The 12503-nt window shown below is 57.6% G+C and carries 13 protein-coding genes; 9 read left to right on the forward strand and 4 right to left on the reverse strand.

Going from position 1 to position 12503, the window contains the following annotated elements:
* Positions 1-273: 273 nt before the first annotated feature.
* Complete coding sequence (locus ACT3UM_RS02945; protein ID WP_498895986.1) at positions 274-525, forward strand: toxin HicA; 252 nt, start codon at positions 274-276, stop codon at positions 523-525.
* A 16-nt stretch (positions 526-541) separates the two neighbouring features.
* The gene (locus ACT3UM_RS02950; RefSeq protein ID WP_498895988.1) at positions 542-871 is read left to right on the forward strand and encodes a type II toxin-antitoxin system HicB family antitoxin; all 330 of its coding nucleotides are present in this window, start codon (positions 542-544) and stop codon (positions 869-871) included.
* Here ACT3UM_RS02950 and cas3f read toward each other — a convergent pair whose 3' ends face one another.
* Both cas3f and cas1f read right to left on the reverse strand, forming a co-directional pair.
* Positions 872-4216: a type I-F CRISPR-associated helicase Cas3f gene (cas3f, locus tag ACT3UM_RS02955; RefSeq protein WP_498895990.1), complete on the reverse strand. Its 3345-nt coding sequence runs from the start codon at positions 4214-4216 to the stop codon at positions 872-874.
* On the reverse strand, positions 4213-5199 hold the full coding sequence (gene cas1f, locus ACT3UM_RS02960; protein WP_498895992.1) for a type I-F CRISPR-associated endonuclease Cas1f: 987 nt from the start codon (positions 5197-5199) through the stop codon (positions 4213-4215). Before cas1f ends, cas3f begins: the two co-directional genes overlap by 4 nt.
* A gap of 155 nt (positions 5200-5354) precedes the next feature.
* Here cas1f and ACT3UM_RS02965 point away from each other — a divergent pair, with 155 nt between their 5' ends.
* The 5 genes from ACT3UM_RS02965 (at position 5355) to ACT3UM_RS02985 (ending at position 9100) form a co-directional block, all read left to right on the forward strand.
* Positions 5355-6032, forward strand: coding sequence for a hypothetical protein (locus ACT3UM_RS02965; protein WP_498895994.1), 678 nt, complete (start codon positions 5355-5357; stop codon positions 6030-6032).
* Between the two features lie 156 nt (positions 6033-6188).
* A complete protein-coding gene (locus ACT3UM_RS02970; RefSeq protein WP_240718670.1) occupies positions 6189-6338 on the forward strand; it encodes a hypothetical protein in 150 nt (49 codons plus the stop codon).
* Positions 6335-7072, forward strand: a complete 738-nt coding sequence (locus tag ACT3UM_RS02975; protein ID WP_498895997.1) for a metal ABC transporter ATP-binding protein — start codon at positions 6335-6337, stop codon at positions 7070-7072. Before ACT3UM_RS02970 ends, ACT3UM_RS02975 begins: the two co-directional genes overlap by 4 nt.
* On the forward strand, positions 7056-7946 hold the full coding sequence (locus ACT3UM_RS02980; protein WP_498895999.1) for a metal ABC transporter permease: 891 nt from the start codon (positions 7056-7058) through the stop codon (positions 7944-7946). The genes ACT3UM_RS02975 and ACT3UM_RS02980 overlap by 17 nt, the downstream gene beginning before the upstream one ends.
* 35 nt (positions 7947-7981) lie before the next feature.
* Positions 7982-9100, forward strand: coding sequence for a metal ABC transporter solute-binding protein, Zn/Mn family (locus tag ACT3UM_RS02985; RefSeq protein ID WP_498896001.1), 1119 nt, complete (start codon positions 7982-7984; stop codon positions 9098-9100).
* Between the two features lie 24 nt (positions 9101-9124).
* On the opposite strand, the gene ACT3UM_RS02990 is transcribed toward ACT3UM_RS02985, so the two are convergent.
* Positions 9125-10000: a LysR family transcriptional regulator gene (locus ACT3UM_RS02990; RefSeq protein ID WP_498896003.1), complete on the reverse strand. Its 876-nt coding sequence runs from the start codon at positions 9998-10000 to the stop codon at positions 9125-9127.
* A 158-nt stretch (positions 10001-10158) separates the two neighbouring features.
* On the opposite strand from ACT3UM_RS02990, the gene ampC reads away from it, so the two are divergent.
* Both ampC and ACT3UM_RS03000 read left to right on the forward strand, forming a co-directional pair.
* Positions 10159-11325 carry a class C beta-lactamase gene (ampC, locus tag ACT3UM_RS02995; protein ID WP_498896231.1) on the forward strand — a complete coding sequence of 389 codons (1167 nt, stop codon included), beginning with the start codon at positions 10159-10161 and terminating at the stop codon, positions 11323-11325.
* A 120-nt stretch (positions 11326-11445) separates the two neighbouring features.
* Positions 11446-12111 (forward strand): cupin domain-containing protein, encoded by a 666-nt coding sequence (locus ACT3UM_RS03000; protein ID WP_498896005.1) that lies wholly within the window; start codon positions 11446-11448, stop codon positions 12109-12111.
* A gap of 14 nt (positions 12112-12125) precedes the next feature.
* Here the strand turns inward: ACT3UM_RS03000 and ACT3UM_RS03005 are convergent, their stop codons facing one another.
* Entirely contained in the window at positions 12126-12494 is a 369-nt protein-coding gene (locus ACT3UM_RS03005; RefSeq protein WP_498896007.1) for a DUF6164 family protein, read from the reverse strand.
* Positions 12495-12503 lie beyond the last annotated feature (9 nt).

Consider the following 12503-nt stretch of genomic DNA (forward strand, 5'->3'; position numbering starts at 1 on the left):
ACCCCACTAAGGAAACGCCTGATGCTCAGCCAAAAGCCTTATGCCCATAAATTCATCCTACTAACCCACACTTATAAAATCAAAATCCTTGACTACATTCTCAGACACTCCTAACATTCATTCCTGACTACCGAGTAGGTAGCTCAGCAATACTATCGCACGCCTTATATCTTCATTTGGCAATGTTCTGCCGAACAGGCAGCAGACTCATCATTGCAGCGTGACATCCAATCAATACAGTACTATTATTAGTACTACTATTTGAGAGCGCTTATGGCAAAGCTTGATAAGCTTCTGGATAAAGCACGTCGACAGCCCAAAAGCATGAGCTTCGACGAATTGGCCTATTTATGCGATCACTACTTTGGCCCTCCTCGCCAGCAAAAAACTAGCCATCGGGTGTATAAAACACCCTGGCCCCGCGACCCTCGCGTTAATATTCAGCGGGGGAAAAATGGAGAAGCCAAGGCTTATCAGGTACGCCAAGCGCTCGCTGCCATTGATAAATTGTCGTCATCTGCATGACGATGGGAGTAGGACCATGGTGAACCATACACATTACACCTACCGTATTCGCTGGTCAGAAGAAGATAACGAATTCGTTGGTTTATGCACCGAACTACCCAGCCTCTCTTGGCTTGCAGATACCCACCAAGAAGCGTTGGAAGGTATTCTTTCTCTAGTTTCCGACGTAGTGGCCGACATGGAAGCTGAAGGTGAAACACCCCCGCTCCCACTTTCTGAACGCCACTACTCTGGCCGTTTTAATGTGCGTATTCCCCCAGAGAAACACCGCGAGCTTGCGATTAAGGCAGCAGAGGAAAATATCAGCCTCAACCGCTTAGTCAGTGATCGGCTCGCAAACGTATAGCTAGCGGCTCCGCCAAAACCCCAACACCGGATGATACCCCCACCGCTGATTTCTAGCCGAAGCTGTTACCGTGCCGAAGGTACGGGCGGCGCGATCAAGAGAGATATCCAAGTCTTCCGCCAAGTCGGCGAGCGCTGTTAAATAATCGCTGGCACCCCAGGGTTGAATCCGCTCGCCCTGCTCTTTTGCTAGATCTACCCGCACCAGCAGGCTTTCCTCCACCGGAACGTAGAGCTTTTCACCTCGCCTTGCGCCGTCGTCTACGCGGTGCAGCGTCCAGGTTTCGCCACCCTCATCGGGCAGCAGTGCTAGCGTTATTTCAGGCTCGAGCTGCTTACGAAATGGATCACGTTGAATCAATACACCGGTTAAATGCAGTTGCGGCATCACATGCCAGCTATAGGCTCCTAAGGGCGGAGGCTTGGGCGTTTTGCCGATTCGTAGCTCTTTTTTGGTTAACGGTTCGGCGGGCTGCTCAATCATCAGTTGGTGCAGCCGCTCATGCTCCAGATCGACAAGGCTGTCTTTGGCGTGCAGCGTTTCCCGCGCCAGCACGCGGGGGCGGGCATCGATCACCTGGTACTCATCCGGCGTTAACAAGGTGTTAAGTGAGTGGTTTTTGAGACGCCAGGTAGCGTTTGTTTCAAAACCTGGCTTATAAAAAGCAGGTTCGCCCGGCCGTTCAAGGTCTTTTAGATTGGTCTCTAAAAGCAAAATATTCGCCACCTCACAGGCCTGCTCGCGGTGGCGGCGTACTCGGCCCGCTAGCTGGATAATCGAGCGCATGGAAGAAGGCTCGACTATCGCCCAGCCGTAATCGTGGTCGCGGCCGACTTCCGTTACCGGCGAGCCTAGAACGATAAACAGATGGTCGTCTTCTTCACTGCTATCCAGCAGGCGGCGGATATCGGGCTGCTGAAACACGCGCTCGGGTTCGGCCCGTTGCAGTGTTTTATCTAACCGGCGCTCAATCTCCGAGCGCATCACCAGCGGATGACGGGAGTGGTAAACGCAGAGATGAATGCGCGCACCTTCCGGCGCACCCTGCTGAAACAGCGCCCTGGCCACATCCACCAAGGGGTCGATATTGGCCATTCGAATCAAGCCAAAGCTGACGCGTTTGCTGGTGTGAGGGTCAACGGAATGGTGCTGTTGGTGTAACGCCAGCGCATGCTCGCGTAGCAGCTCTGCAACCGCGGGCCTGATCTCTTCCGGGCGTTTGCCCAGCGGTGGCAGTGCTAAAATCTCGCCACGGCGGCGTACCGGACTTTTGGCTAGGCGCTCCAACCGCCGCTTGGCAAAGTTATGATGTGCGGCTTTGAAGGTCTCGCTGCTGGCGCAGTTTTCATGCTGGCGGTCGTGCTCGTCGAACCAGGCGCAGCAGATATCCACCGCCAAGCCTGGCTCGCCACGATGACGCTGAAAGGCTTCGCGGCCGCTGCGGTAGGCTTCATACAACCCTTCGACCAATGCAGGCGGCAAGGTAGCCGATGAAAGCAGCACCCGCGAGCCCAACAGTCCCGCCCAATTCACTAATCGAGTAAGCGCGGGCAGGTCGTTGATATCGAAATCGTCGATTTCATCGAGCACCAAGTCACTGCTCATCAGGCGCAGCATGGGCACAATCTGTCGACCGCCGCGGGTGCTCTCCGTGGCGGGCACCAGATGGTCAACGGTACATACCAAAATAGGCGCGGCGATGAGGGCGCGAGTGCCCGGCTCATCGCTCAAGCGACGCAGCACCGGGTGATTATCGAAATTGCCGTCAAACACCACATGGGCGTCTTCTTCGATCAACGCCTGTTGAGACGCCGAACCGCTGGCTTCGGCCTCTTGCTCATAGTGCTCAAACAGCGTTTTATTGGCGCTACCACCCACCCGCACGGCAAGTTCATCCTCACCCAGATGCAAGCGCTCGCGAAGAGCCTGACCGGTTTGCAGTGTTAACGTGCGCAGCCCAAGGGCGATGCTAAAACGCGCGCCCTGCTGAGGATCGGCCAGTGCATACATAATGCGCCCATTGGCCAGGGTTTTACCGCAGCCGGTGGAGGCCATATTGATGCCAAAAAAGCCCTGTCGTTGGCTGCGCTCCCTCAGCGATTGGGCCAGATCAAAGGCTTTATCCTGCCAGCGAAAACGCGGGTGGCTGCTGCGTTTACGAAAGCCTTTATGGCGCGCTAAGCGGGGCAGGTGGCTGTCGACGCTGGGCAGGGCACGGGCGACCGCGGCGGCATGTTTCTCAACACCCAAAATATGCTCATCCAACGGTTGATTGGGCTTGCCGGTTTTACGCACGGTATTGGCGATCAACGGATAATTGGGTTCGCCGCGTACGCGATGCTGGAGATCTTCCAGGCTTGAGTAGTGATGGTCGGCGAGCATTAGACTTAGCCGCGCCAAGTGCATGACGTAAGGACTATCCAGCCAATGGCGTTCATTCTCTAGCCGCAACTGTAACCGCGTGGCAAGTTTGGCAGCACGTTCACGCCAGCGGGAGGTACTCAACGGCAGTCCACCGCTGAATTTCCAGTACGGGGCAATACGTTTAGGGTCTTGGGTCTCAGGAATCTCGTTCCACTCGGCATTAATAGAGGCAAACAGCCCGCCTAGCTGCTCCGCCTGTAGTGGCGCCTTTCCTCTGCCCCAGCGCCTTTCAGTATTGCCATCCTGTTCCGGCGGTTTTAACGGCAGGCGGTGATGACTAAGCACCAGCCAACCCAGCGCGGCAGCCAGCGGCGGCAATTGACTAAACACTGTAGAGCTAGGAGCGTCTATTCCGTCACGCTCCAAACCTTCCAGCCAGTCTTGTTCTTGATAGTCGCCTTCGGCTAAGCGCGCCAGCCAGGTGGCGTCGTCATCACTTCCGACAAACGCTTGGAACAGGCGAAGCGATATCCACTCATGGCGGTATAAGTTGCGCCCTTCCAGTTTGCCTTTAAGCCGTTGCTGAAAGGCGTCGCAGGCTTTGCCCAGGTCGTGCAGTAACGCAGCAAAGGCGGTGAGAAGAAGAATATCCTCGCCGTTGTGCCAGTCGTTTTCATCGCGGCGGCGCAGAATATCTCGAGCGGTGGTATTGGTCGGCACCGCGCCATTGATATTAAACCGCGAGGCATCCCCCACCACCCACATCAGCTCACTATGGTCGTGGCCACGAATCCAATGGCAAGCGACAGCGGTATTCTTGCGCGCTTTCTTACGCAGCAGTTTGCGCAGTGTATCCAACCCGGCCTGGGTTATCGGTGTTTGCCAGGTACGGTCGCCGCGGCGTTCGGCAAACTGATCAAGAATGCGCCGGGTCTCCTTGAGCGCGTTCTTGTTGCACTGGGAAATCAGCAACACATTCATGCGTCACCGCTCCCTATTTCTTGCCCCAGCTCCTGGGCGACTTCCTTGAGCGTATCAATCATAAAGTCGAGGGATTCGGTGCGGGTCAGGCGCTCAATGCAGGCTTGGCGAAACTCCTGCTCTTCGTCGCCGCGCATGGCGGAAATAAACGCCTGGGGCAGAATCACCGCGTCTTTGACTAAATCCGCCACATCAAACACTAAGCCACCCCGGCGGGTTTTGCCGTGGAGTACCGCGAGCCCATGGGGTATTCCCAGCACCCAGGTGGCCGTCGCCGCCAGGCCGTAGGCTAAATAGTTGCCGTGATCGAGAAAGCGGTTGGCGGGGTCGGTTCCCGTACCCCGTTTGGCGCGGCTAAAGTCGCCGTAGTCAACGGCGTTCACCGCCAGCTTGAACAGCGTCTTGGTTAACCGCGCTTCCAGGGTGAGCAGATCAACGGTGCTGGGAGCTTTTTTGATCGCTTCGCGATGGTGGTTTAGTGCGCTGTGCAGGTGATCGGTGGAAATAGTAAAACCTGCATCTTTCATTACGCGGCTTGTCCACAGCGCTTCGATACGGGCAAGGCGGGCTTGCTGAAATGCGCGGGCAGCATCGAGGCGTTTGGCATCGTCAAACCAAAAGCGCACCCAGTATTGGAGATACTCCGTTGGCCGATATTCACTCTGCGGGGTCAACCAGGCAACATCCACATCGACTTCATTGGCAGCAAATAGCGGCGTGCCGCCACCACCGCAAAACCCGACGAGTACACCTGCTTTAGCAAGCTCGCGCATGGCCGCTTGGGTAATTGAGGTGCCAGTTCCTAGTAGTATCGAGGTGGTGTTGGCAATGGGGATATTCCAGTAGCGGGATTTGCTGCCCTCATCGGTGACGTACTCCACTCGCCCACCGTTCACTAGCACCCGGCAGTGCTGCAGGTAATAGAGGTTAGCGCGCTTGGAGTGAAGAATGGTTTTTAGGTCATTGGGCGAAAAGTCATCCATGCGGCGCTCCTAATGGTCGTTTCCTCCATCTAACCATCCTTTACCCCACCACGCCATTGGCCTTAGTCATACTTCGCTAACCCTGAATCCCCCTCGTCTGATTTGTTTTGCGTGCTACGCTTAGCGCTACCGCTCCCTGATATAGGCACTACTTCATGCATGCTTTTCGTCTTTTTGCCGCGCTGGTAACCACCCTGGTGGTCGTTCTGCCTGCCTCTCTACAGGCGCAAGCCCAGGCACCAACCGGTGGGCAGTGGAGTGAATACGATGAGGTATTTGAGAACGGCGCCAGCCACGCCAACGTTTGGCAGTGGGGCTGGACAGGCGTTTACGGCACCAGCCTGGCGGTGAATGCGTACCAGTCGAGTGAGGCAAGCGACCCGGATGACCGCTTTGATGCCCGGGTGGGCGTGGTCAAATCCGCCCTGGCCGTGGCCGGCATGCTGACGGATCGCCAGCCGCACCCGGCGGCACTGGCCGAGTATGAGCGTTTGAAAGCCAGCGGTGATTTAAGCGGCGTGCAGGCGCTCGGCTTGCAGCTCGCTCAAGCTGAGCGCGAGCGGCGTGGCTGGGGTGCCCGGGTGAGCTCGTTGGTGGTGAATGGCGTGGCGGGTGCGGTGATTGCCGCCGATGGCCGGGAAAGCGACGGCGCTATTAACTTTGCCACCGGCATGCTGGTTAACGAGCTGCAAATTTGGTCGCAGCCCAATCAGGCGTCTTCGGCGATTAATCGCTTCCAGCCCGCTAACCTCTCGCTAGGGCCAATCACGATTCCCGGTGAATATGCGTTCAACGTGGGGCCACAGCAGTTAGGTGCTACCTGGCGCTACTGATTCTCCCGGCTTATTACTCCTCTAAAGCGCTGGCGGCGATTTGCTTCCAGCGCTTTATTATTGCCAGCGCGGTATGGAGGAGTAAAATACCCAGCAATTTTTTGGCTTTGCCAAACGTTATGTTATAACCTATTCGTCATTACACGAGGCCACTTGATGAGTGAGCATACGCACCGCCATAACAAGGAGGGCCCCTGCCATTTCTCCTTGATGTCGCTATCGGCTGTTAAACGGCTGCTGTTCGTGGCCGTGCCGCTGTTGGCACTTTGGGCGCTGGTGGTTTGGGCTGGCGGGTGGTTGGGATGAGTCAGCGCTCGTTATCACGCCTACAGTTGCACAACCTGCACCTGGCCCAGGCGCGCCGCACGGTGCTGGAACACATCGAAGGCGACTTTAAGCCGGGCGCCATTACCGCGCTGATCGGCGCTAACGGCGCCGGTAAAAGCACGCTGATTCAGGCGATTATGGGTGAACTACGGCCTATTAGCGGCGAAGTGGTGTGCACCGTCGCCAAAGAGCGCCGGGCGTGGCTGCCCCAGCAGCTGGCGTTAGACCTGACCTTCCCGATGAGTGTGGAAGAGCTGGTGATGACCGGCAGCTGGCCCAGCCATGGCGCGTTAACCGGCTACTGCGCCGCGCACTACCGCAAGGGCCGCGAGATTATGGCGCGGCTGGGTATTTCCCACCTGGCCCACCGCCCGCTGGGCGAGCTTTCCGGCGGCCAGCGCCAGCGCGCACTGATTGGCCGTACGTTGATGCAGGAAGCCGAGCTGTTACTGCTTGATGAGCCGTTTGCCAATGTGGATAGCGAAACCGTGGATATTTTGATCCGCATTCTGCGCCAGATGGCGGACGATGGCGCGACGATTATTGTCGTGCTCCACGATATGGATCACCTGCGCCGCCTGGCCGATGAAGTGCTGATGCTAAACGGCGGCCATGGCCGTTGGGTGGCGCCCAGCGCGCTCAATCATCAGCATGCACCTACTCAGGTAGTGCCGCTTACTCTGCTGGGAGGACGCCATGCTGGATCTGCTTAACGCCTGGTTTGTCAGCCCGTTTGATTACGGCTTTATGCGCCGCGCGGTGGTGGGCGGCTTGGCCCTTTCCCTGGCCGCACCGCCGTTGGGGGTATTTTTGGTACTGCGCGGGATGAGCTTGATTGGCGACGCCATGGCTCACGCAATACTGCCCGGCGTGGCACTTGGCTTTTTGCTGGCAGGGTTTTCGCTGCCGATTATGAGCATTGGTGGGGTGCTGTTTGGCTTGATGGTGGCGCTGCTGGCGGGGGCGGTCTCGAAAATGGGCGGCCAGCGGGAAGATGCCGCCATGGCGAGCTTTTTTATTATCTCGCTGGCCGCTGGTGTGATGCTGATTTCGCTGGGCGGTAGCAGTGTTGATCTTACCCACGTGCTATTTGGCTCGATCTTGGCGATCAACTCGACCGCGCTGCTGCTGATCGCAGGTATCAGCACGCTGATTGTATTGACCCTGGCGGTGGTGTTCCGCGCCCTGGTGGTGGAGTGCTTGGACCCGCTGTTTTTACGCGGCCAGAGCCGCCGCAGCGGTTGGGTACACAGCGTGTTTTTGGGCCTACTGGTGCTGAATTTAACCGCTGGCTTTCAAACGTTGGGCACACTCATGGCGGTGGGCTTGATGATGCTGCCCGCCACCTCGGCGCGGTTTTGGAGTAAGCGTTTAGAGGGGCTAATCGGCATTGCGATTGCGCTGGCCATGGTGTCGAGCACTGGTGGCCTGCTGCTCTCGTTTCATCTGGATATTCCATCCGGCCCGAGCATTATTCTGCTGGCTGGCGTGGGGTATCTGTTTTCGGCCCTGTTTGGTCGTTACCACAGCTTGGCAGCCAAGCTTCGGCGTAAAACAACGCCGCTGGCTGTTGAGCACGGCTCTTAATTGTCCGTTTCATGCTTAACCGTAAGGAGTGTTGTATGTCGCTTGGCTATTTATCACCTTGGTCGTCGCGCTGGTTAGTGGGCGTTTCCGCTATGCTGGCGCTGCCTGCTGCCATGGCGAATGAGCGCGTTCAAGTGGTCACCAGTTTCTCTATCCTGGCGGATATGGTGGAAAATGTGGGCGGCGAGCATGTCGACGTGACCTCCCTGGTGGCTGCTGATGGCGACGCCCACGTTTACTCCCCCAGCCCTGGCGATGCCCGCTCTCTGGCCAACGCTGATTTAGTGGTCTTCAACGGCCTGCTGTTTGAAGGCTGGATGGAGCGCTTGATTAGCGCCAGCGACTACGCCGGCCCGTTGGTCACCGCGACCGATGGCATCGAGCCGCTCTCTTATGCTGGGCATGACGAGCATGCAGAACATGATGATCACGGACATGATGACCATGCCCATGAAGAACACGACCATGCAGAACACGAGCATGAAGAACACGAGCATGAAGAACACGATCACGCAGAACATGCGGGTGAGCACGCCGGTCATGACCATGGCAATCAAGACCCCCATGCTTGGCAGGATATGCACCAGGCCGAGGTGTATGTTGCCAACATTCGTGATGGGTTAATCGCCGCAGATGCCGACAACGCCGATGCCTACCGTGCCAATGCAGAGCAGTACTTACAGGATATGGCCAAGGTAGACGCTGAGATCCGTGCGCTGATTGACGAGATCCCTGCCTCCACCAGCGTGATTACCGGCCACGACTCTTTTGGCTACTTCTCAAGCGCCTATGGCGTGACCTTCCTCTCGCCGGTGGGACTTTCTACGGAAGCTGACCCCAGTGGCGCCAGCATGGCAGCACTGGTAGATGTGATTGAGCAGGAGAACGTGAAGGCACTGTTCCATGAGAACATGACCAATCAGTCGATCATCACCCAGCTCGCCGAAGAGACCGGCCTGCCGATTGCGGGCACGCTTTACGCCGATGCGTTAGCCTCGGAAGGCGAAGCCAGCACCTATCTGGGGATGATGCGCCACAATGCCCATGTGCTGCACGATGCGTTGGCCCAGCCTGGTGGTCATGACGATCATGAGCACAGTCACGAGCACGATGACCATGACCATGACCATGACCATGACGAGCATAGCCACTAAGCGGGCCGGATAACCAAGCGATGCTCAGACGTTAATCGCGGTGAGCAGCCACTCCCGGAAAGAGGCCATGGCGCGGGTTTCCGGGCGTGTCTGCAGGCGAGTCAACCAGTAACCTCCCAGGCTGACAGCGGTGTCGAAAGGCTGTACCAGCGCGCCGCTGCTCAGTTGGCGGGGGAACATCAGCGGTGGCGCCAGCGCCACGCCTGCCCCTTGTATCGCGGCTTCCACCATGGCGATGGAAGAGTCGAACACAATGCTGTTAGTCATCGCAAAGCTGCGCGGCAGCCCCGCCGCTAATAGCCACTCTGTCCACTCATCGGCACGGTAAGAGCGCAGCCAGGTCTCGCCTAATAGATCGGCTGGCGTGTTAAGCCGGGCAGCAATGGTCGGCGTGCACATGACCGAAAGTGACGCCGGTAGCAGAGGCTGCGCCGCGGTAGCGTGCCAGGCCCCGGTGCCAAAGCGGATAGCAAAATCGAGCCCTTCACCGGCAATATCCGCGCGGTTGTTATGGGTGGAAAGGCGCAAATCGACAAACGGGTATTGGTCCTTAAAATCCGCCAGCCTTGGCAGCAGCCAGCCGACGGCAAAGGTCCCGACCACTCCAACATTTAACACTTCCCGGTAGCTGCTCTCGCCCACCCGTTCCAGGGTGTGGGAGATCTGATCAAATGAGCTCTTCAATACCGGCAGCAGCAGCTCACCCTCCTGAGTCAGCATTAGCCCTCTAGGCAAGCGCTTGAACAGCGGCACCTTCAACTGCGTTTCGAGCAGCTTCACCTGATGGCTAACCGCGGCCTGGGTGACGTGAAGCTCTTCAGATGCTCGGGTAAAGCTTAAATGCCTGGCCGACGCTTCAAAGGCGCGCAGTGCTTTTAACGGTAGGTAGGGACGCACCACCTTGACCCCCAAATTTTTCTAATGGCTCGGGCAAAATATCGCTGTTTGTTAATCGACACAGCACGCCGTAAATTAGCCACTGTCACGCTCTTTACGGCGGGTGAGACCACCCAGCTTTCACTCAATGCTAATCACAACAGGATACTGGTATGGGTAAGATGTTAGCAGCAAACTCCGGGCTTATCATGACGGGTTCTCTTTTCATCGGCAGCTTTGCCTGGGCATCTGATGCGCCTGAAAACGCAGACATCGAGGCGCTGGTAAACGACACTATTGCGCCTTTGATGGCGGAGCACCGTATTCCAGGCATGGCGGTCGCTGTGAGTATCGGTGGCCAACAGCATTACTTTAATTATGGAGAAGCCGACCAAGAAGCGGGTACTCCGGTCACCGATGAGACACTGTTCGAACTCGGCTCGATCAGCAAGATCTTCACGGCGGCGTTAACGGGCTATGCCCAGTCCAGCGGTGCGCTTTCGCTATCCGACCCGGCCAGCCAGTACCTGCCCACCCTTGAAGGCAGTGCCTTCGATGAGATCACGCTGCTGGAACTGGGCACCTATACGGCAGGTGAGCTTCCGCTGCAGTTCCCCGATGCGGTACAAAACGAAGAGCAAATGCTCGACTACTATCGCCAGTGGCAACCTGAATCTCCCCCCGGCAGCCATCGACTCTACTCCAACCCGAGCATAGGCCTGATGGGCTATTTAACTGCCCAACGCCTTGATAAACCGTTCGAGATGCTGATGGAAGAAGCGCTGTTCGCCCCGCTGGGGCTTGAGCATAGCTATTACCAGGTACCGGAATCGCAGCAGGATCACTACGCCTACGGTTACTCAAAAGAGGATAAGCCTATACGGGTCAACCCAGGCATGCTGGATGCCCAAGCTTACGGTTTAAAATCCACAGCCGCCGACGTGCTGACGTTTGTGGAGGCGCATATGGAGGCGCCTGGGCTCGACGACGAGCCACTCCGCCAAGCCTTGGCAGCCACGCGCACAGGCTACTTTGAGTTCGGCGATATGACCCAAGGGCTGGGCTGGGAAAGCTACGCCTACCCGGTGACGCTTGAGCAGTTACTGGCGGGCAACTCCCTTGAGATGATTTTGGAGCCCAACGCCGCCAACCGCTTAACCCCGCCGCTAGCCCCCAGGCAGGAGGCGTTCTACAACAAAACCGGCGCCACCAACGGTTTTGGCGGCTACGTAGCCTTTGTGCCCAGCGAGCAGATCGGCATTGTGCTGCTGGCCAACCGCAACTATCCCAATCAGGCCCGCATTGAGGCGGCTCACCATATCCTTTCCGAGCTCACTGAAGCGCCCTAAGTAAGCGTCCAGACAACGTGACGCCGCCTTCGGGCGGCTTTTTGGTTGCATTTTTCGCTGTCGATAAGGAGACTAACACCCCTCCCCGTTACTAACCTTCACTGCGAAGAGCCCTTTCCCATGCGTTTAAACGCCGATTTTAGCCACTTTGCCTGTGTTACCCCAGAAGAGTATCAGTGGGTCGACTCCCCCAGTGCGGGGGTAGAGCGCATGATGTTTGACCGCATTGGCGATGAAGTTGCCCGCGCCACCAGCCTTGTCCGCTACGCACCCAATACGCAGTTTGAGCGGCATACCCACGGCGGTGGCGAAGAGATTCTGGTGCTGGAAGGCGTGTTCGCCGATGAACATGGGCGCTACGCGGCGGGCAGCTACCTCAGAAACCCCATCGGCACCGGCCATACGCCAAATATTGGCGAGGAAGGAGCGCTGATTTTCGTCAAACTGCATCAGTTTGACCCCAACGACACGCTCCAACTGGCGGTGCCCGCCCACCGACTGCCCTGGCAGCCAGACCGGCGCCCGCGCATCGCCTACAAAATGCTGCACACTTACAAGCAGGAACGTACCAGCCTGGAACGCTGGTCGGCGGGCACTTCCATTGCCTACCCCACGCTGCTGGGCGGTCTGGAGTTTTTGGTTCTGGAAGGCACGCTGAGCGATGGAGAGCAAAGCTACACGGCGGGCACCTGGTGCCGCTACCCTAGTGGCGCAGCCCCTGCTCTCACCGCTGGTGAAGATGGGGTCATGATGTACCTTAAACGCGGTCATCTGCCGCCTGCTTAGGCTTAGGTTCCGTTTCAGGTTTGCGACAAGCCCAAAAACGGCAAAAGTGTGAGGGCGACAATCAGCGTCACCGCTAATAGCACCAGCACCACCTGCAGCGGGTGGGCCGCTAGGCGTTTCCATAGCGTCATTTGCTCACCCCGCTCAACCGCTGCCTGATGCTCCCGTTGGACACGCTCCAGGCGCTCCGCCTGATAGGCTTCTAGCGCGGCGATGGCCGCGTCGTGTTGGTGCGGGTTGCGCAACCAAATAGCATCGACGCCCAGGCGGAAAAACCCCGCCTGGGTTTCATAGGTATCAAAGCCATGGGCGGCGAGCAGGTCACGCACTTCCATGGCTTCTTCGTCGGTAACGTGGCGCAGCCGGAACAGTAGTTCAGCCATTGGCGTGCC

This window comes from Halomonas sp. AOP13-D3-9 (assembly GCF_052379125.1).
Classification (GTDB): Bacteria; Pseudomonadota; Gammaproteobacteria; order Pseudomonadales; family Halomonadaceae; genus Vreelandella.